The sequence below is a fragment of the Algoriphagus aquimarinus genome, assembly GCF_900112005.1.
GTDB classification, from domain to species: Bacteria; Bacteroidota; Bacteroidia; order Cytophagales; family Cyclobacteriaceae; genus Algoriphagus; species Algoriphagus aquimarinus.
Genome location: NZ_FOKK01000003.1, coordinates 254,500 through 273,793, shown reverse-complemented (window position 1 = coordinate 273,793; position 19,294 = coordinate 254,500). Strand labels below are relative to the sequence as shown.

Sequence of the window (19,294 nt, the reverse complement as noted above, 5' to 3'; positions counted from 1 at the left end):
GCCTCAAATTTACGGCTCGAAGCATTTATTACATCCTAAATAATAACTATATCCGCTAATAATACACAAGTGGATTTTGGCGGAGCCAGTATCCAACTTACTTCAGAAGATTTGAGTAAAATAGAAACTGCTGCTTCCCAAGTTAAAATTCAGTGTGCACGCTATCCAGAAAAATTGGCGAAAAGAGCCGGGAATTGAGACTTAACAAAAGAAATTCCTTAATGCGGCCGGTTAGTGTATTTTCTTTGCTCATTTAGCCGGATTACAGAAGCCAGCATGCATTTCTCCAAAAGATAAGACTTACAACAACTTCATCCCATCCAATTTCCTGAAAAAATCCTCCCGATAATTCCGGCTGATAGGATAAAGCTCCTTTCCTATCAAAACCTCATTAGCCTGCACTTCATCGATATGCCGCATATTGATGATAAAAGATCGGTGGATACGGACGAATTCTCCCGGCAAGGCATTGGCAATTCCGGTCAGGGAAACCAAAGACATTACTTTTCGGCTTGGTGTTATAAATTTCACATATTCTCTTTGGGCTTCAATCGCCTGGATTTCTGAAAAAAGAAACTTCACGATGCGGGTATCGGTCTTGATAAAAAAGTAATCAGGTTTCTCTGAGGTTTCTTCTGTAGTCACCTGCGCCGAAAGGTATTCTGTAGCCTTTTCGATTGCCTTTGTAAACCGCTCAAAGGAAACCGGCTTCATCAAGTAATCAATCACATCCAGTTCATAGCCTTTGACTGCATATTCCTCATAGGCAGTCACAAAAATAGTGAGTGGCTTTTCCTCCAATTCATTCAGCAAATCCATACCAGTCATCAGCGGCATGCGAATATCGAGCAATAGGATATCAACCTGATTTTCTTTCAAAAACCCCAAGGCTTCCTCCCCGTTTTTGCACACCCCAGCGAGTACCAAATTCGCCATTTTGGATACATAATCGGAGAGCAACTTCCTTGCTGGCGGCTCGTCATCTACAATTAAAACATGGTAGCTCATCCTAATTCAATGGTTAACTTCACTTCAAAGTACGTCGCATGCTGATCCAAGGTCAACTCATGCTTTCCAGGATAGATCAGATTCAATCTCTTTTTCACATTAGAAAGCCCCACTCCACTTTCTTCCTCTGCTGTCTTTCGCGCATCGATCACATCATTTCTACTATAGAAATGTAACCTATCATCTGCATCAATAGTCAGTTTGATATCAATCGTACCATCAATTGTATTTCCATGTTTAAAGGCATTTTCCAGAAAAACCAGAAATATCAGATGGGCAATCCTGTGCCGATCTTTCACACCTTCATAAGTAAAAAATATCTTGGGCTTCTCATCCAATTTCAACCTCCACAGCTCAATAAAATTCTCCATAAAGGTGATTTCCCTGGAAAGTGATACAAACTTTCCCTGATCTTCATAGAGCATATGCCGCATCATCTCGGAGAGTTTCATGATCGCCGGAGCTGTATTATTCTCTTTGAAATATGCCATCGAATAAATGTTATTCAAGGTATTAAAGAGGAAATGTGGGCTGAGCTGTAGCTTCAGAAACTTCAGTTCGGAGGCCAATTGACTGTTACGAAGTTCAATTTCATTTCGCTGAGCTTTGATCAGATTGGCAAAGAACCAGACCACCGTCGTGACCAAATAGAAACCAATGGCCGGAACCGATCTGATAAAATAAGTATAAGCTATAGATTGATGTGACATGCCGAGCATATTGACTCTCAGAAGCACAATGACAATCACCAAAGCAAGTGAAGCGATAACGTAGGAAAGATGCTTGCCTTTAGCATACAACCTGGGCAGGAGCAAATAGTAATTCAGATACGTGATGGCGGAGGAAGTCAACACATCCGAAATGACGATTTTCCAGATTTCCAACGGAGAATCAATCCAGCTGCTCAGCGAGGCAAATAATATAGCTCCATAGCAAAACCAGAAAAGTACATGCAGCGCATAGAATGCCGGACGCGATATGACAGTATTCTTCATTTTCGAAATTTAGAATTTTAAATAACACCAAATCTCAGCGATCATCCAACTGACTGTTGCGCTCTACAGAAGACAGTATTTCTGCAACAAGTGGTAAAAGGTTCCTATACTACCTATATGGAAATTTGTACTTCCATTTTCTATCGAGCAAAGATTTATAAGCGACTAAGAATAAGTTAAACTCCACAATTAAGCACATCGGTCACCGGGCTTCGGTCATCTGTCCTGTAAAGCCAAGAGTATTCTGCTACTGGCATCTTTAGGGATAGACATGCTAACTGATTTTTCATTCGTAGATCAAATCTGTTGACTGGGTGAGAGAACCTTGCTGTCTATTGATTTCCCCCAAACCCTAGGATTTTTTTTCGTCTATTAGTAGTGATGAATTGGGTTAATCCAATTTACAAGCCATTGAAAACTAGCACTTCAAAAGCAAAATAACCATGAAAAAACACTTCTTCATTTTTACCCTCCTATTATTCAGCGTTTCCTTCACTTTTGCCCAATCTTCCACAGAGCAGGAAATCGAAAAGCTTTCCATGGACAAATGGCAATGGATGGCCGATAAGGATGTAGCCAAACTGGAAAAGCTATTCGATGATAAAGCAAAGTTTGTTCACATGAGTGGAAGCTGGAAAAAAGACCGGGAACTGGAAATCATCGAATCCGGAAGCATTTGGTACAAGAAGGCGGATGTACACGATACGGCGATTGAGATCTCTGGAAACACTGCGTTGGTTTGGAATAGAATCACCTTGACTGCTCACGTGAGAGGAAATGATGTGGAAAATGAATTTACCGTGACAGAGGTATATCAAAAGCAGGGCGAAGAATGGAAAATGCTCGCGCTGACCTTCAGTAGTGTGCGTGATACGCATGAGATAGAACATTAATCCCAAAACCAAGCAACCATGAAAAAGACAATCCTAGGAGTATTAATTCTTCTTTTTGCAATCCAGTTCACCTACGCGCAGGAGGAGGCTACCAAACAGGAAATCATTGAGCTCTCCAAGACCAAGTGGCAATGGATGGCAGATAAGGATGCTGATAAACTTGCGGATCTATTTGATGACAAATCGGTTTTCGTGCACATGGGCGGTGCCTGGGGCAAAGACCGGGAAGTTGACATCATTCGGAGCGGTGGTATCTGGTATAAAAAAACCGATGTCCACGAGGTTTCTGTAGAAATCATAGACAATACCGCTATTCTACTTAATAGAATCACACTGATCGCCGAAGTCGGTGGCAATGAAGTCACCAATCCATTTGAAGTCACAGAAGTGTACATCAAAAGGGCTGAGGGATGGAAACTTGGCTCGCTTTCCTTTACCAAACTAATGGGGCATGGGGATCGGTAAGTTAAAGTGAGTGCGACACTCTCTTTGGCACGACAGCCCAGTTAGTGTCGCACTAGCCACAACAATTCAAACTAACCATGAAGTATTTCTTCCTGTTCATCTTCCTCATGAGTTCGCTGAGCTGCAGCAGTCAAACCCAGCCTGAAGTGCAGCTGAGTGAGGTAGCATCGGAAAAAATCCTTATTGTTTACCTCACACGCACCAAAAACACCAAAGCTGTGGCGGAAATAATTCACGGAAAGGTCGGTGGAAAGTTGGTTAGTCTGGAATTAGAAACTCCCTATCCGGAAGATTATGCAGCAATAGTCGCACAGGTAGCTCAGGAAAATGAAACTGGGACTCTGCCTCCCTTAATGACAAAAATTGATCTTACCCAGTATGAAGTGGTCTTTGTAGGTTTTCCTACCTGGGGAATGCAACTGCCACCACCTATGAAAACCTTCCTAAGTGAAAATGATCTGAGTGGAAAGTTTGTCATCCCTTTCAATACCAACGCTGGTTATGGGATAGGTAGCAGCTTTGATAAAGTAAAAGAGCTTTGCCCGGATAGTAAAATTCTGAAAGGCTATTCCACAAAAGGAGGCATAGAGCGGGATGGTATCCTGTTCGTCATGGAGGGTACCAAAGAAGTTGAAGTAAAAAAGGAAGTCAATGACTGGCTGAGCAGCTTGGGTTTTTAAAACCTCAAATTGATGCCAGAAAAAATTAACCAGAACTAAAAACAGGATGATTCGGACAGCAAGTAAATCACCAATAAGAATAAAAACTGATATGTCAGGAAATACTGCCGCAAGCAGGATCAGTGCAGATTTTATGGAACTGTTAGAAAGTCAATTTCCTGTAACAGACCTGCGAAATACAATTAAACTAAGATCAGCTTCGGACTTTGCCCAAAAGCTCAATATCCATGTTAATCATCTTAACAGGAGTGTCAAATCGATTTTCCATAAGGCAACATCGGTGATTATCAGGGAAAGAATTTTGGCAGAATCCAAGCGTCTTCTAAAGCAAAGCGACTGGAATGTATCAGAAATAGCCTATGCCTTGGGTTTTACAGAAGTGACACATTTCAACAACTTCTTTAAAAAGGAAATGGACATGAATCCCTCACAATTTCGAAGATCGACGATTGAAAATATAGATTGATTGGGTTACAAGAGAAAGTCCAGGTCCATGTGGGTCTGGCTTTTCTGGCTTTAGAATAAGGTCTAAACGACCTATTCTATTCAAAAAACCTTTGTTGTAAACCTCAATTAAAGTAAATTTTAAAGGCCTAAGTGGTTGTTATCAAACTCGTTGACCTCAATTCATGAAAACTGCAAGCACCAAAATCAACCGTCGATCATTTCTAAAAGTCTCTGCACTTTCCGGAGGCGGCATGTTGCTTAGTCTCAATTGGTTGGCAGCATGCAATCCCAAGCAGGCAGAAACTCTAACGATGCCAAAGGAGTGGTTTCAGTTCAATGGATTCATCAAAATCGGGGAAAATGGATTGGTCACCATTATGTCACCGAATCCAGAAGGCGGGCAAAATGTGAAGACTTCCATGCCTATGATTGTTGCCGAGGAACTGGATGTGGCTTGGGAAAATGTCATCGTGGAGCAGGCGGATTTGGATACCAAGTATTTCACCAGACAATTCATTGGTGGAAGTCAGGCGATACGCTCAGGATATACTAATCTTAGAACTGCCGGAGCTACTGCCCGTGCTATGCTGGTCGCAGCTGCAGCCCAAAGTTGGAATGTACCCGCATCGGAGATCACGATAAAAGCGGGAACAATTACTCATAAGCAATCTGGAAAATCAGCACATTTTGGAGAGTTTGCCTCCTTGGCTGCCACGATGCCGGTTCCGGAAGAGGTGCAACTGAAAGATAGTAAGGATTTCGGCATTATCGGAACTTCCAAAAAGAACGTAGAAGCCAAAAATATAGTGACTGGCAAACCACTTTTTGGAATAGATACTAAACGCGAGGGAATGCTTATCGCCATGCTCGTCCATCCACCGGCAATCGGTAAAAAACTGAAATCTCTTGATGGCTCAAAAGCCAAAAACATGCCTGGCATCAGGGAGGTTTTTCAGATCAAATCCTTGCAAGATGATTACAAAAGGACATTTTTCGACACTGCTCAATTCACTGATTTAGTAGCTATAGTTGGTGAAAGTACCTGGCAGGTGTTACAGGCAAAAAAAGCAATTCAGGCAGAATGGGAAATTCAGGAAGGCTATGAGGAAAAGCGGGATATGTTTGGCAGAGAGGGAATCAGAGTAGTTCCCAAAGGATTGGAAAGTTCAGCCTCACAGGAGCAGGCTATGATAGAAGCCGCAAAAAATCCTCAAACGCAACGAAAAGATGGTAACCCGGAAGCTGCTTTTGCAAAAGCAACAAAAATTATAGAAAGAAGTTATACAGGGCCATTTTTAGCCCACAACTGTATGGAGCCAATGAACTTTTTTGCCCATGTACAAGGGGAAAAAGTGGAATGTGCCGGACCCTTGCAGAAACCGGAGTTGACCGAGCAGGCACTTTCTTCCCGATTGGGAATTTCTTTAGAAAACATCGATATCAAAATGACCCGACTGGGAGGTGGTTATGGGCGAAGATCTTATGCGCATTGGTTGATAGAAGCAGCTGTAATTTCCCAAAAAATGAATGCACCAATCAAGCTGATTTATACCCGGGAAGACGAGATGACCGGAGGTATTTACCGCTCGAGATATCAGGCGACCTATAAAGCAGCTTTGGATGAAAACAATGAATTGACTGCTTTTCATGTCAACGCGGGTGGACTTCCTGAGAACCCTCTTTATGCAGATCGTTTTCCTGCAGGAGCAGTAGCTAATTATCTGGCAGAAGGCTGGGAAGTGCCTTCCAATATTACTACGGGGTCATTCCGTGCACCGAGATCTAATTTTATGGCTTGCGTGGAGCAATCCTTTTTGGATGAAGTAGCAGAGGCAGCTGGAAAAGATCCTATTGATTTCCGTCTGGAATTACTGGCGAAAGCCAAAGCAAATCCAGTGGGAGAAAGGAATGATTACGACCCAGGCCGGTTTGCGGAAGTAATTAAACTTGCCAAAGAAAAATCTAATTGGGGTCAAGATACGGAAGGAATTTCTAGGGGATTTTCTGCTTACTTCTGTCACAACAGCTATGCGGCCCAAGTTCTGGATTTGAAAATCGTGGATGGCCAGGTTAAAATCGACAAGGTGATTAATGCGATAGATTGCGGATTGGTCGTGAATCCTGATGCAGCCAAAAACCTCTGTGAAGGTGCGGTTATTGACGGAATCGGAACCGCCATGTTTGGGGAACTGACATTTGCGGACGGTGTGGCGAGCAAATCCAATTTTGACTCCTATAGGATGATTAGAATGAAGGAAGCACCAGCTGCCATAGAAACCTACTTTGTGGAAAATGGAGAGGATCCTTCTGGTCTTGGTGAACCTGCCTACCCACCTGTCTTTGCAGCTTTGGCAAATGCCTTATATAAAGCAAACGGAAAAAGGTTCTATGATCAACCTTTTATCAATCAGTTAAATAGCTAGTAAAAATTTAGAACCCTTTTACATTACACCTATCAGCGGCAGAATATGTGTTTCGTTTGAATTTCGTAAGCAACACTCCTTGTAATTAATTAATTTAGAGATAAATACAACACTTATGGCACAGTACAACTTAACTATCAATGGTAAATCTCTCAACGTAGACGTAGATCCTAGCACTCCTATGCTTTGGGTTTTGAGAGATCATCTGGATCTGGTCGGTACCAAATTTGGCTGTGGCATCGCACAATGCGGAGCCTGTACCATTCACCTGGATGGTAATGCAGTGAGATCTTGCCAATTGCCAGTTTCGGCAGCAGAAAATGCTGAAATAACTACCATAGAAGGTATCTCCGAAAAAGGTGATCATCCTGTACAGAAAGCCTGGCTGGAGCATGATGTTCCTCAATGCGGCTATTGCCAAGCAGGTCAGATTATGTCAGCCACTGCACTTTTAAAAAGTAATCCCAGTCCTAGTGATGAGGACATTGATAATGCGATGAACGGTAATATATGCCGCTGTGGAACCTATACTAGAATCAAAGCAGCTATAAAAACTGCCGCTAAATCAGCTTAAATCCCGAGATCATGACATTAATAGATAAAAAGTTTAATAGAAGGTCATTTCTAAAAGTCTCCACGCTCGCAGGAGGCGGAATGATGCTGAGCTTTAGTTGGCTGGCAGGATGTAGGCCCACTCCCGAGCAGGTTCTTACCATGCCTAAGGAATGGTTTGAAATCAACAGTTACATCAAAATCGGTGAAAATGGGGCAGTTACGCTTTTCAATCCAAACCCAGAATTTGGATCGAATGTAAAGACTTCCCTTCCTATGATACTGGCCGAAGAATTGGACGTGGATTGGAAAAACGTATTTGTCGAGCAGGCAGATTTTTATCCTGAGCGATTTGACCGACAGTTCACAGGCGGAAGTCAAGGAATTCGTTCGGGTTGGAAGCCACTTCGAACCGCCGGAGCTACAGCCAGACAATTACTAGTTAATGCTGCTTCACAAACCTGGAATGTGCCAGTAGGAGAAATCACCACCAATGCTGGAATAGTAGAACATAAAGGATCCGGCAAAAAAGCTGGGTATGGTGAGCTGGCTTCTTTGGCAGGAACCTTGGAAGCTCCAGATCCTGAAACAGTCAAATTGAAGGATATTTCTGACTTCAAAATCATAGGCAATTCCAAAAAGAATGTGGATGGAACTAAGATCGTCACTGGCAAGCCTATGTTTGCAATGGACCACAAGGTGGAAGGCATGAAGTATGCTGCTATCGTTCATCCGCCGGCTTTTGGAATGAAAATCAAATCTTTTGACAAAAGTTCGGTGACTTCTATGCCTGGAATTCAGGATGCATTTGAAGTAAAGATTTTCAAAGATGATTATGGCCGTAATTTCTTTGACACCACGACATTCCCGGAGATCATTGCCATAGTCGGCTATTCCACTTGGGAAGTGCTACAGGCCAAGAAAAATCTTAAAGTAGAATGGGAAAAAGCCCCAGACTCAACGTTTCCTATGGCAGGCAGAGGCGGACAAAACATGGATATCAAAGTTCCCGGAGGCTTGGAAAACTCTGCCTCGCATAAAGAAAAAATGGCTGAGTATATCACAAAACCAGGAAATGTGCAGCGAAAAGATGGGGATCCGGAAAGCGCTTTTAAATCTGCTTCTAGGGTGCTAGAGAGAACTTACACAGCACCTTTTTTGGCACACAACACGATGGAACCAATGAATTGCTTTGCCGATGTGAATATAGACAGAGCGGTGATATATGGCCCTACACAGGCGCCCGAGTCAATTATGAATACTTTATCAAGTAGCCTGGGCCTACCTAAAGAAAATATTCAGATAAATCTTGCCAGAATGGGTGGTGGATTTGGAAGAAGAGCCTACAGTCATCATATGACGGAAGCAGCTTTGATTTCTCAAAAAATGCAGGCACCAGTGAAAATGGTCTATACCCGAGAGGATGATATGAGTGCCGGTGTTTACAGACCTACCTATTCTGCCACTTACCGCGCAGCTTTGGATGACGATAACAACCTGTTGGCATTGCATGTGAAAGCTGGAGGAATTCCTGAATCTCCACTTCATGCCAACAGATTTCCTGCCGGAGCTATCGACAATTATTTGGCAGAAAGCTGGCAGATTGAATCCAACATTACTATCGGAGCATTTAGAGCACCTAGATCCAACTTTATCGCTGGAGCAGAACAAAGTTTTCTGGATGAACTGGCTGAGGAAATGGGAAAAGATCCAATTGATTTCCGCCTGGAATTGCTCAAACGTGCTGAAACAAATCCTGTAGGTAAGGACAATGATTACGATCCTAAACGCTATGCAGGAGTGTTGGAATTGGTTAGAGAGAAATCAAATTGGGATAGTGCGAAAGCAGATATTCATCGGGGTGTTTCTGCTTATTTCTGTCACAATTCCTATGTAGCTGAAGTAGTCGAAATCACCATTAAAGACAACCAACCTGTTGTAGAAAATGTATTTGCTGCTGTGGATTGCGGGATTGTCGTCAATCCAGACGCTGCGGCCAATATGGGTGAAGGAGCTATAGTGGATGGGATCGGAAATGCATTCTATGGGGAAATGGCCTTTGAAAATGGAGTGCCTACCAAATCCAACTTTGATACCTACCGCATGATCCGTCATAAGGAAGCTCCAAAGAAAATTGAAGTACACTTTGTCCAAAATAACGAATCACCAACGGGGCTAGGCGAACCACTCTTCCCTCCTGTTTTTGCAGCATTGGGCAATTCGCTGTACAAAGCAACTGGCAAGAGACTATATGATCAGCCTTTCCAGCCGCAGCTTATTGATATGAAAAATCTTAGAATGTAGCTTTCGTTTAAAACCCAATTTATCGACTTGACTATGTTAATTAGCGCTTGATTCTAAGCTTTTGACATAGTCAATTGTTGATTTGGCTACGCCAAAGCTAGATGGAAGTGAAATGTAATCGAGTTGATTACAGGCAATTTTGATCAGCGCCTGATGATGAATGCAGTGCTCTAGATTGTAGCATAGTTCGCGATTATAACTGCTCTGGATCGTTTCAAAATCAGTTTCAACTGCCATTTTTAGAATAATCTCCTTGTCTTCTAATTTGAGATTGGATTGGATCTCTTTTACTTTAGCTAAAGCAAATGCCACATCTGTTTCCAGTCTCTTGTCACGCTTTCTATCATCATAGCAAACTATTCCTGACTCATATTGAGACAACATACAGTCATACAATTCCAGTATATGGCGAACGTGCTGACCTATACTGGAAGTCCTCAAAACAGGAGAGCAATCGGCAAAATCTTCTGATTTCAATTGACTCAAAAAATCTGATAATTCTCCTAAAACTTCCGAATTCAAACTAACTAGCATAGGTACTTTTTAAAAAGGTTAGAATATGATTTTTTAAAATAACACAAAGAATCAAGCAAGCCAAGAAACAGGTGACCGCAAGCGAGAAAAGTGCTCCCCCATCTCCTCTAAACTCAATTCCAATAATAAATAAATGTGTAGAAATTGCTCCTATCATTAAGAACAATCCCAGTATCGCGCCAAAAGCAGTTGTTCTCGGAACCAAAATCAAGATCGCAGTAATCAACTCAGCAATGCCAAGTCCAATTCTTCCATAGGGCTCCACTCCTAGTTCGGTAAATAAAGCGACGGAATCTGGATGCGCTCCAAATTTGAAATATAGCGTCTGCACCAAAATCCCAGATGCTATCAACCGCAAAACCCATATCAGGATTGTCAATTTCTTATTCGATTGAGATGTAGTGGGTTTCATAATAGCAGTTGGTTTGATATGTAAATATCGCGGTTCTACTAATCTCAAATTGTCCGCAAGAATACTTTTAGACAATGAGGATTCACTTTTTCAAATACTGCATTAGGCTTCTCCACGTATCTGTCTCCCGAAATTGACGTCTTCTGCCGACCAAGTTATGCTTCGCCATCATACCCATATTTTGGAAATAGGAGTTGATCGTTTTCAATCCATCTTGGTAGTTTTTCTCTGGAGAGTACATATGAATAGGTTCAGCATTTGCACCATTCACTTCAAGAATAATGATATTTTCTGGATCACAGAGGTCGCTCAGCTCATCTACTTTCACATCCAATCTGCCATAGTTGATCCCTTCTACAGCTTCAAAAATCTGCTCAAAAGAGGCAATCATTTCAGAACTGATATAAGCGCTGTAATCCAGAAAAACTGCTCCTTTGCAGTGATTTCCCATCGGACTCAGCTTTACCACTTCGTTGTGTAAGGGGATATGGTTTGAATCTCCTGCTTGAATTAGATTCTGATAGCGGCTTGCTCGGGGATGGTTTTGTATCAATTCGGAAATGCTGGAAATACCATCACCAATCACCTGAAGGGAGATTTTTCTAGTTAGAGAAGGAATTGAAAACTTTCCAGTCATAGGGTTTTTAAGGAAAAACACGCCGTATTCCTGAGCCTTCTCGATAAACTCCTGAATCAAACATGCCTCAATGGGTTGCTCAGTCAAATAAATCTCAAGCTCGCCTTGATTTTGAATAAGCTTCACTCCCTTTCCTCGCTCTCCAACATCAGGCTTTATAATGAAAGGATAGTTCAGATTTTCGGCATTTATCTTACTCAGAATTACATCAAAATTCTCCTCGGAATGAATCAAACACGTGTTAGGAAGATTGATTTTTGGAAAGTGATTTTGGGCTTCAAATTTGGAATAGTTATACAATCCTCCATTACCCAAGGAAGGATTTACAGCTGCAAAGAAATTGGCTTTCCGAAGTCGAATAGCCCAAGAAACCCCCAACACAAACATTGGGACGTGAAACCACCAAGCGTGTGCAAACTCAAAGGAATTATGCATCCTCGTGGGGTCAGGCATCCTTTCCCAATCTGAACTAGAGGCTTCAAAAGACTCAAGACTTTGTTTGACTTCTACCTCCATACTTTATTTTTCTTTCTTGACGGTCGGCCAGTTTTTATCTGCTTTTTTGATCATCTCAGCCTGATCAGTATTCCAGTCTGCCTGCACTTTCTTGTTGTAATTCAGGTACAATTTATCATCCACTATAGTCCAAGCTTCTGGGGAAATGGGTGCTTTGTAGCCTTCAGCCAATCCGAAAGCGCAATAACCACCATATTGAGGCATGTATTTCGTCGGGTTGGACTTGAATAGCTCTAGACTTTTCTGAGAAGAGAAATACCAATTCGCCCCTGCATAGCTGAACTTAATATCATCCTTACCCATCACAGGTTTGGAATCAGTGAAATACGCCACTGGATCATAGCCCTTTATCGCTTTGTCCTTCTGAGAAAACACCTCAGCTTTCTGCGCATAGGAAGTGAAAATCAACAGAAGCAGCACAATACTGAGGCTCACTCTTTTTAAGTATTTATTCATGCTTATTTAAGTTTAGGATAAAGCTGACTCTCAAGCCAACAACTCCCATTTAAACTCAAAACAGTTCAATCAGGCTGGATTTTCGTGTCGTACACAGGACAAATTGGAGAAAAAAACTTTTCAATAGGTAACCGTTTCTCAAAAAAACTGAATACAGCTTTACTTCAAAAGCTTAGGTTCCAGCCAAAGTAGTGTTAAAGTCAACACAAAAAGTGTAAACCAAAGCCAATCCGAGACCTTCTCCTGAGACGTAAAAATTTCTGAAGTTGTATCCCTTTTAGAATGCGCTTTCAAGAAATCAGCTCTCCACTTTGAAGCTCGCACAGTTTCCCACTCATCTGGAGTATAGCTATAGAATTCTATGCTATCAGCAATTGAAACCCACCCAGAATCCATACTTACAAACTCAGCAGTTTTAGAAAAAGGGTTGACAAGCGATTGCTGCAGGAAGACTGAATCTGATTCAATGTTTACAAAATCCTTGATGAAAACCTCTTGGTTCGACTTAATGTCAGTTCTCATATCAGTAAAAACTGGCTGATTAAGATCTATTACCCCTGATTCCTGCGGAATCATTGCACCTAACATCTTCTGCCAAATCGCTTGGTAGTGCAAACTATCACCAGCCAGTTTGATTGGAAAAGTCTTACCCAATAGACTCACACCCACCTTAGCATTTCCTATTTGCTGAACTGCAAAAGCATTCTCAAAAAGCAGTTTCTGAGCAATCACCGACTCCAATTCGTAAGGTAAAGCTTCCAAATCAGCCTCAACTTCCCGACTCTCCTCTGTTGTAATTCGCTTTGCTTTGAAGTTGGTTTCAAAGGCTTTATTGATCGCAGGAACATCCCTTCCAATATCATCCAAATTAATCACCAAAATGGACGCTCCATTCTCAATTGCATCTTGGGTTGACTTCTTAGTGAGCTGTGCTGGATCGATGATCAGAAACTGAAGGGAATCGGATTCAGAGCTTCCAGAGCTAATAGTTGAGTTTTTCGATACATCTATTCGCTCCTGTACCTTTTCGCCTGAGTTGATCAAGTATTGAGTCAAAACCCTAATTTCGGCATCAGGAAAAGCAAATTGCAAACTGTATTGAATGGGTTTGGCTGGACGAACAAAGAACTTGATGCTTCCATATAGGCTATCATTCACCATCAGGTCCAACTCATTTCTTCCCAGAACTTTCGCTGAAAACTTAAGGGAAAAAGCACCTTCATTTAATTCTGAGATGGTTTCAGCTAGTATTTCACCTTGCTGAGAAATGGAGATTTTCAAGGATTCGCTTGACTCTATCCTGCCATTCACCGTCTGCATTTCTCCTTCTCGCAGTATTCCTTTCCAATCCAGAAAAGAAAGTGCCCCGTCTTCAATGTCTGAAACCCATTGAATATCCCTATCTCCTATTTTCAATAACTCAGCCTCTGAAAAGTCAGATCCAAGCAAATAAACAGGATTTCCCTCACCTTGGAATTTTCTGATATCAACAGATTTCTTGACACTCAAGCTATCTTTCCAAAAGCGTACTTTCTCCTTCGTACTAGCCGTGGAATGGATCAAAACTGCTTCTTCTGGCTTACTCGAAGTCCATATTGGTTGCAAAAGATAACCAAGCAGTAAAAGTGAAAACAACGCATTCAAAGCGATTTTAATCACTTTTCTGGAAGTTTTCAGATCAGCATTAAGTATCCAAAATAGCTGAACACCTAAAATAAGGATAATCGCTGCAGCGAATAGCCATGACCAAGTTCCGGAAATCAAAGGTTCGAAGTGAATCATTGCAACTTGCTCCAAAAGGCTTTTTCTAATTCTTTTTGTTTGAGTGAAGACGCGTTCACACCTTCACTTTGGGCTGTCAGAGGATATAGTTTCTGAAACAATTCCTTCCTTCCCTCCTCAGTAATTTTGCCTGTATTCAACTCTTGAAGTCTTAGCAAAACTGACCAATCCTGAATGCCGGAATAGTTCATGCGTGAAGTCCAGAGTTCGCCAAGTTTCTGCACGGCAGCTTTATCGACGGCAGAAAGCTGAGGCTTTGGAAGCAATCCCAACACCTGTGCAGCTAGTGGCGCCAAGCTCCTAGTCAATGCTATTTGCTCGATTTCGATTTGATTTTTCAATTTATCCAGATCACCTGTCAAGCGCTTTTCTCCTTCCTTGATCGGTGGTGGATCAAATCCTGAACGCTTTACATAAACTCTTGACTTTTGCTGTACAGTCTTCAGATATTCCAACGCCTTTTCCTGAAAGGGTAAAGCCTTTTTCGGTTCAAAAAGCCGTAGATGCAACTCAGATTCCCACATCTGCTCTAAGGCAAGTTTCAAGAGATTCATCGAGGAATTCTCATCAATTTTAGCTTGTGTTGAGGACTGGCTTTTATTTAAAAATGCGCTCATAAGTCCTCCCATTCCATCCTCAAGGTCATTCTCAACCACCTTCTGAGAGCTGCTATCCGATTTACTCGTTTTAGGTTCTATTACTAAATTGACCACACCGGCTTCATGGGCATGATCATGATCGTGACCGGCCAGGAAATCCACCGGTTCAGAACCGTTATTAGCTTCTGAATTCTCCTCACCGAGATATTGACCATAACGCATCCGAAGAAGCTTCTGATCGCTACCTATTAGATTAGAAGCAGAATTGAATTCTTTCTCAGTCTTACTCTTCTGAGTAGCAAGGAGATTTTCAGTATCAATAATAATCTGCCGTTGGCTACGGAAATACTCAGGCATAACATGAATCGCCATCCCTATTATGTCCTCCTCTTGAATCCCTGAAGTATCCACGTAATTGAGAAAATAAGTGTCCGAACGGGAAAAATTAGGTTCGGGAGTACGATTATCCATAGCGGCCCAATAGTAATACAACTCATCACCAGGCCTGAAATCGAATGACTTCAAGTCTAACTTGACACTGAGATCCGCAGATTTAAAATCCTTGTTTGGTATCGCTATTCGATTCTCTCTAAATTTCACATTTTCACCAGAACCTCTTGCCAACGTAGCCACCAGGTAAAGCTCCTTTACTTTGAAATCATCAGATACCTTGGCTTTCACCTGCATGACCTGAGGATCCTTCGTGAAGTGGTATTTATAAAGCTCTTTTTCGCTGGGCTGAATCACCGGAGCAAAATCATCAATTGCTTCCAATGGGAAATAATCAGATTCATAAACCACCTTCTCATTTCTACTTGCACGAAGCGCATAAATGCCAGATCCTATGACCTTATCCTTAAGAATAAATTTCTCTCCAGATTTGGAAAAAGGTAGGCTTTTGCCATTCGAATTAATCAATTCCAAAGTTGCTCCTTCACTATTTTTTATACTTACAATCCACTCTATATCAGATCTTATAATAGTCCTGATCGAAAGTTCTGATTGAGAAATTTTTGGCAAGCCTGTGTATGCTGGAGGAATGATGGAAATTTCTAAGGATTTCAATTCCACAGGTAGATTTGCTATTAAAGTAGCATCAACTTTATCTTCCAACTTAGCCTGAACCTGGGGTGAGTTTTCTTCGGAAAGCTTCAAATGTGAAAGTCCATAAACTCCGGAGATGAAAAGCAACGCTACCAAAAATGGCCAGGTATTTTTGTGCCAAAGCTGGACTTCCCCACCGCGAAAGTTAGCATTCACTCGCTCCCATTGAAGTTGCTCAGCTACATTTTTGCTGGGCTTATCCAAGAGTTCCAAACTGAATTCCAAGTCTGGAAATCTATCATGAAGTACCTGAATAGCTTGCTTTCGCTGAGTTACAAATAATCCCAAATAGTATCCAGCTACGAAGAAAGCTAGGATAGCAAGGACTAGGATAGCTGCGGGAGCAGATGTGAAAATCAAGCCAAATACCACCAGTGATAAACTTATCAATAATGCTTTTAAGCCAATTTGCACACGCAATTGCAACTCAATTTTGGCGATATAGCTTTCGATTGTGCTCATATCCCTTGTTGATTTGCAAAGTAACGTTCAGCTGCAAAACAGAGCAGAAATAGACCTAAAAGGATCACGTTCAGATTAGCTCTCTTGCTTTGGCTTTTCGGACTATCTACCAAAAATCTATGCTCAAGCTGAGTTTGACTCAACTTCACATCTTGCTGCTCTACCCCATAATAAGCTAGAAATCTCTCCAAAATAACTTCAGGCAACTTTCCTGTTTGTACCAATTCAGAATGATCGAAGTCCAGTTGATCTGAAAAAGTGATCAGATTCGATTGCTCAGAGAAAGAGAAAGCATCCGAGATGAAGTAAAGTTTATTACCGCCTTTTTCTATTGGCAGCTCATGATCAAAAACCAGGTTTGCATCTTCCATGCGTTCCTTTTCTAAAAAGTCAAATCCGTAAACATCTTGAATAGCTTCTAGAGATGCCTTGATGAAAAGACGCTCTGAGGAGGAAATTTCACCCATATAGTAAGCGAAATCGCTCTTTCCTATAGTAATCGAAACAGGGCCATTTTGATCGTTTGCGATGGAGTCCAAAACCCCATTTTGATTAACCTCTAGCTTTTTTCCTCCTTCAATGGAAATGTTCTGAGGAGCTGGATTTGCCAGATCAGCTATTCCTAAAAAGAAGGTTGGTTTGATTTTACTTAGATAATTCTTCGACCCTAAGCTGTTTTGAGAGTTGATCAAATACAAATTGAGCTGGGTAGTTTCATCCGCAATTTTATCCAAGGAGGATTGAAGCTTAAGAAACATTCCTTCTGCATTCAACTCATCCAAGCCCTCAATTGCTGTGAGATGCTCATCAGCCCAATATACTTCCTCACCCTTTTCCAATGCCTGCTGAAGCTCAAACTTATACTCCTCGGTGATCAGATTACTTGGCTGTACCAGATGAATAATTCTCTCCTCGGAAACCTTGCTTACCGATGGAATAAAGACCTGACTCAACAGTAACACCAGCAAATCTAGCAGTAGAATTCTAAGTAATAGCACGAAGATATTCTCCAATCGGAAGCCTTTAGCCACAGAACTATCCTGTGTGGCGAGCCAGTGCATCGCTGCCCAATGGATGACTTGCCCTTTCTTTCCTCGCCAGAGATGTATAAGGATAGGGATGCTGATTCCAAGCAATCCCCAGAGCAATATAGGTTGAAGAAACTGCATCACGAAAGGGATCTTTCTGCAAGAAACTTGCTGATTAGGCCGGCGATTGAATCCGTCAATCTTGCTTGAAACAGATGAACTTGAGGTAGAATCAACGATTGCTTAAAACCTGACAAATAATTCTTTATAGAATCGTTATAGGTTTTATCTATCGCCTTTCCATCCAAAATAATTGAGCGATCTGACTCCAAATCATGAAAATGAAAATTACCCTTCAAGTCAAACTTTTCCTCCTGCTTTCCCAGAATCTGAAACAACACAATCTCTTTTTTGGGATGCCTCATTTGCTCCACTATGTCCAGCCATTCGTTATCTTTTTGCAAAAAATCAGACACCAGAATTATCAACTCCCGCTGCTTGCTTTTCAATACAGGAAACTCCTTTTTCAAGACAGGCCAGGTTCCAGCAGCAGTTTCAGTTTCCAAATAATATAAAATGCGTTGAAATGACTTAGGTGATGCGGACACCTTCTGCTCTATCTTTCCATCCTGAAACGTAAAATAGGTCAAGGAGTCTCCTTGCTGATGGGCTAAGTAGGAAAGTGAAGCAATGAGGTTTTTAGCGTAATCAAGACGTTTGATCCCATCCTCCACGTAATTCATCGACCCAGAGAGATCAAGCATCACACGCACATGCAAATGGCTCTCAGTCTGCGATTCTTTGATCATATACTTACCGGATCGGGAAAAGTACTTCCAATCAATCCTCTTGGGATCATCCCCTGGCTCGTAATACCTGTACTGCTCAAACTCAGAACCAACTCCCACGCGTTTGCCTAGGTGCACCCCATGCTTGAGTTGCTCGCTGATGATTTTAGCAGCCAACTTCAGGTTATTGAGTTTGATGATCTCCAGATTACTTGCTTGCATGGATTGGTAATGCTTCAAGGATTTTGGTGATGACAGCATCTGGCTGTATGTTCTCAGCTTCTGCTCTGAAATGTAAGGAAAGCCTATGCCTTAAAACTGGATAAGCTAGCGTCTTGATATCATCAGGTGTGACAGCAAAGCGACCTTTTACCAAGGCTCTCGCTTTGGCACATAGAATCAAAGCCTGACCGGCTCGTGTACCTGCGCCCCACTCTACATAATCTATAACTGACTGTATTCCTGAATTATCAGGCCTTGTAGCTCGAATCAGCTTATTGATGTAAATCAGCAAACTGGAATCAATATGTACCTCTCTAGTCAGCTTCTGAAGTGTTTTGACATCCGTACCCGTGAAGACTACATCTGGTTTTCCTTTGTAAGTCCCTGTAGTTTTTTCCAGGACTTCCAACTCCTCCTGCTCAGATGGATACCCCAATTTGATATACAAAAGAAAGCGATCTAGTTGTGCTTCTGGAAGTGGATAAGTTCCTGATTGCTCAATTGGATTTTGCGTAGCAATAATCAAAAAAGGATCTGGAAGAGGATGATGCTGCCCTCCATAAGTCACTACCTTCTCTTGCATAGCTTCGAGCAAGGCAGCTTGGGTTTTGGAGGGAGTTCTGTTGATCTCATCTGCCAACACCATATTCGCGAAGATCGGCCCTCGATTAAATTGGAAGAACTTCTTACCAGTCGCATGGTCTTCCTCTAGGATTTCTGTCCCTAATATATCCCCAGGCATCAAATCAGGCGTGAATTGAATTCGCTTAAAGTTCATATCCATTCCTTGAGAAAGAGAATTGACCATCAGCGTTTTTGCCAAACCAGGAACACCTTCCAGCAGGCAATGCCCACCAGCTAGTAGTGTGATGATGATTTCTTCGATCACAGATTCCTGACCGACGATGACTTTAGCTATTTCTTTTTTGAGCAAGGGAATTTTACCCACTAGCTCTTTATATGCTGTTAAATCTGTGTTTTCCAAAA

At 41.8% G+C, this 19,294-nt stretch carries 18 protein-coding genes; 7 read left to right on the top strand and 11 right to left on the bottom strand.

The genetic code is table 11. The features are described from left to right. Window positions 1–300: 300 nt before the first annotated feature. Both BM291_RS05410 and BM291_RS05405 read right to left on the bottom strand, forming a co-directional pair. The gene (locus BM291_RS05410; protein ID WP_092895152.1) at window positions 301–1,008 is read right to left on the bottom strand and encodes a LytR/AlgR family response regulator transcription factor; all 708 of its coding nucleotides are present in this window, start codon (window positions 1,006–1,008) and stop codon (window positions 301–303) included. Beyond that, window positions 1,005–2,003 carry a sensor histidine kinase gene (locus tag BM291_RS05405; protein WP_092895151.1) on the bottom strand — a complete coding sequence of 333 codons (999 nt, stop codon included), beginning with the start codon at window positions 2,001–2,003 and terminating at the stop codon, window positions 1,005–1,007. The genes BM291_RS05410 and BM291_RS05405 overlap by 4 nt, the downstream gene beginning before the upstream one ends. A 443-nt stretch (window positions 2,004–2,446) precedes the next feature. Between BM291_RS05405 and BM291_RS05400 the strand changes: the two genes are divergently transcribed. The 7 genes from BM291_RS05400 (at window position 2,447) to BM291_RS05370 (ending at window position 9,767) form a co-directional block, all read left to right on the top strand. Further along, window positions 2,447–2,896 carry a nuclear transport factor 2 family protein gene (locus BM291_RS05400; protein WP_092895150.1) on the top strand — a complete coding sequence of 150 codons (450 nt, stop codon included), beginning with the start codon at window positions 2,447–2,449 and terminating at the stop codon, window positions 2,894–2,896. Window positions 2,897–2,914: 18 nt separating this feature from the next. Continuing rightward, the gene (locus tag BM291_RS05395) at window positions 2,915–3,361 is read left to right on the top strand and encodes a nuclear transport factor 2 family protein (protein WP_092895149.1); all 447 of its coding nucleotides are present in this window, start codon (window positions 2,915–2,917) and stop codon (window positions 3,359–3,361) included. Between the two features lie 77 nt (window positions 3,362–3,438). Further along, window positions 3,439–4,041, top strand: a complete 603-nt coding sequence (locus BM291_RS05390; RefSeq protein WP_092895148.1) for a flavodoxin family protein — start codon at window positions 3,439–3,441, stop codon at window positions 4,039–4,041. A 91-nt stretch (window positions 4,042–4,132) separates the two neighbouring features. Beyond that, window positions 4,133–4,507: a helix-turn-helix domain-containing protein gene (locus tag BM291_RS05385; protein ID WP_245786774.1), complete on the top strand. Its 375-nt coding sequence runs from the start codon at window positions 4,133–4,135 to the stop codon at window positions 4,505–4,507. A 163-nt stretch (window positions 4,508–4,670) separates the two neighbouring features. Continuing rightward, entirely contained in the window at window positions 4,671–6,911 is a 2,241-nt protein-coding gene (locus tag BM291_RS05380) for a xanthine dehydrogenase family protein molybdopterin-binding subunit (protein ID WP_092895146.1), read from the top strand. Between the two features lie 115 nt (window positions 6,912–7,026). Then, window positions 7,027–7,485, top strand: coding sequence for a (2Fe-2S)-binding protein (locus BM291_RS05375; protein ID WP_092895145.1), 459 nt, complete (start codon window positions 7,027–7,029; stop codon window positions 7,483–7,485). Between the two features lie 11 nt (window positions 7,486–7,496). Continuing rightward, on the top strand, window positions 7,497–9,767 hold the full coding sequence (locus tag BM291_RS05370; RefSeq protein WP_092895144.1) for a xanthine dehydrogenase family protein molybdopterin-binding subunit: 2,271 nt from the start codon (window positions 7,497–7,499) through the stop codon (window positions 9,765–9,767). Window positions 9,768–9,803: 36 nt separating this feature from the next. Here the strand turns inward: BM291_RS05370 and BM291_RS05365 are convergent, their stop codons facing one another. From BM291_RS05365 to BM291_RS05325, 9 genes are all read right to left on the bottom strand, one after another. Next, window positions 9,804–10,301 (bottom strand): hypothetical protein, encoded by a 498-nt coding sequence (locus BM291_RS05365; protein ID WP_092895143.1) that lies wholly within the window; start codon window positions 10,299–10,301, stop codon window positions 9,804–9,806. Beyond that, window positions 10,291–10,713, bottom strand: a complete 423-nt coding sequence (locus BM291_RS05360; RefSeq protein ID WP_092895142.1) for a DoxX family protein — start codon at window positions 10,711–10,713, stop codon at window positions 10,291–10,293. Before BM291_RS05360 ends, BM291_RS05365 begins: the two co-directional genes overlap by 11 nt. A gap of 82 nt (window positions 10,714–10,795) precedes the next feature. Beyond that, the gene (locus tag BM291_RS05355; protein ID WP_217647293.1) at window positions 10,796–11,785 is read right to left on the bottom strand and encodes an ATP-grasp domain-containing protein; all 990 of its coding nucleotides are present in this window, start codon (window positions 11,783–11,785) and stop codon (window positions 10,796–10,798) included. A gap of 84 nt (window positions 11,786–11,869) precedes the next feature. Next, window positions 11,870–12,322 carry a YHS domain-containing (seleno)protein gene (locus BM291_RS05350; RefSeq protein WP_092895140.1) on the bottom strand — a complete coding sequence of 151 codons (453 nt, stop codon included), beginning with the start codon at window positions 12,320–12,322 and terminating at the stop codon, window positions 11,870–11,872. A gap of 159 nt (window positions 12,323–12,481) precedes the next feature. After that, entirely contained in the window at window positions 12,482–14,104 is a 1,623-nt protein-coding gene (locus BM291_RS05345) for a hypothetical protein (protein WP_092895139.1), read from the bottom strand. Further along, complete coding sequence (locus tag BM291_RS05340) at window positions 14,101–16,269, bottom strand: hypothetical protein (RefSeq protein WP_092895138.1); 2,169 nt, start codon at window positions 16,267–16,269, stop codon at window positions 14,101–14,103. The genes BM291_RS05345 and BM291_RS05340 overlap by 4 nt, the downstream gene beginning before the upstream one ends. Next, on the bottom strand, window positions 16,266–17,438 hold the full coding sequence (locus tag BM291_RS05335) for a BatA domain-containing protein (protein WP_092895137.1): 1,173 nt from the start codon (window positions 17,436–17,438) through the stop codon (window positions 16,266–16,268). The genes BM291_RS05340 and BM291_RS05335 overlap by 4 nt, the downstream gene beginning before the upstream one ends. Next, window positions 17,438–18,307, bottom strand: a complete 870-nt coding sequence (locus BM291_RS05330) for a DUF58 domain-containing protein (protein WP_092895136.1) — start codon at window positions 18,305–18,307, stop codon at window positions 17,438–17,440. Before BM291_RS05330 ends, BM291_RS05335 begins: the two co-directional genes overlap by 1 nt. Beyond that, the gene (locus tag BM291_RS05325) at window positions 18,294–19,292 is read right to left on the bottom strand and encodes an AAA family ATPase (RefSeq protein WP_092895312.1); all 999 of its coding nucleotides are present in this window, start codon (window positions 19,290–19,292) and stop codon (window positions 18,294–18,296) included. Before BM291_RS05325 ends, BM291_RS05330 begins: the two co-directional genes overlap by 14 nt. Window positions 19,293–19,294 lie beyond the last annotated feature (2 nt).

Coding starts and splice junctions, on each gene's coding strand:
- BM291_RS05410 (WP_092895152.1), bottom strand. CDS start 1,008: ATGAGCTACCATGTTTTAATTGTAGATGACGAGCCGCCAGCAAGGAAG.
- BM291_RS05405 (WP_092895151.1), bottom strand. CDS start 2,003: ATGAAGAATACTGTCATATCGCGTCCGGCATTCTATGCGCTGCATGTA.
- BM291_RS05400 (WP_092895150.1), top strand. CDS start 2,447: ATGAAAAAACACTTCTTCATTTTTACCCTCCTATTATTCAGCGTTTCC.
- BM291_RS05395 (WP_092895149.1), top strand. CDS start 2,915: ATGAAAAAGACAATCCTAGGAGTATTAATTCTTCTTTTTGCAATCCAG.
- BM291_RS05390 (WP_092895148.1), top strand. CDS start 3,439: ATGAAGTATTTCTTCCTGTTCATCTTCCTCATGAGTTCGCTGAGCTGC.
- BM291_RS05385 (WP_245786774.1), top strand. CDS start 4,133: ATGTCAGGAAATACTGCCGCAAGCAGGATCAGTGCAGATTTTATGGAA.
- BM291_RS05380 (WP_092895146.1), top strand. CDS start 4,671: ATGAAAACTGCAAGCACCAAAATCAACCGTCGATCATTTCTAAAAGTC.
- BM291_RS05375 (WP_092895145.1), top strand. CDS start 7,027: ATGGCACAGTACAACTTAACTATCAATGGTAAATCTCTCAACGTAGAC.
- BM291_RS05370 (WP_092895144.1), top strand. CDS start 7,497: ATGACATTAATAGATAAAAAGTTTAATAGAAGGTCATTTCTAAAAGTC.
- BM291_RS05365 (WP_092895143.1), bottom strand. CDS start 10,301: ATGCTAGTTAGTTTGAATTCGGAAGTTTTAGGAGAATTATCAGATTTT.
- BM291_RS05360 (WP_092895142.1), bottom strand. CDS start 10,713: ATGAAACCCACTACATCTCAATCGAATAAGAAATTGACAATCCTGATA.
- BM291_RS05355 (WP_217647293.1), bottom strand. CDS start 11,785: ATGCATAATTCCTTTGAGTTTGCACACGCTTGGTGGTTTCACGTCCCA.
- BM291_RS05350 (WP_092895140.1), bottom strand. CDS start 12,322: ATGAATAAATACTTAAAAAGAGTGAGCCTCAGTATTGTGCTGCTTCTG.
- BM291_RS05345 (WP_092895139.1), bottom strand. CDS start 14,104: ATGATTCACTTCGAACCTTTGATTTCCGGAACTTGGTCATGGCTATTC.
- BM291_RS05340 (WP_092895138.1), bottom strand. CDS start 16,269: ATGAGCACAATCGAAAGCTATATCGCCAAAATTGAGTTGCAATTGCGT.
- BM291_RS05335 (WP_092895137.1), bottom strand. CDS start 17,438: ATGCAGTTTCTTCAACCTATATTGCTCTGGGGATTGCTTGGAATCAGC.
- BM291_RS05330 (WP_092895136.1), bottom strand. CDS start 18,307: ATGCAAGCAAGTAATCTGGAGATCATCAAACTCAATAACCTGAAGTTG.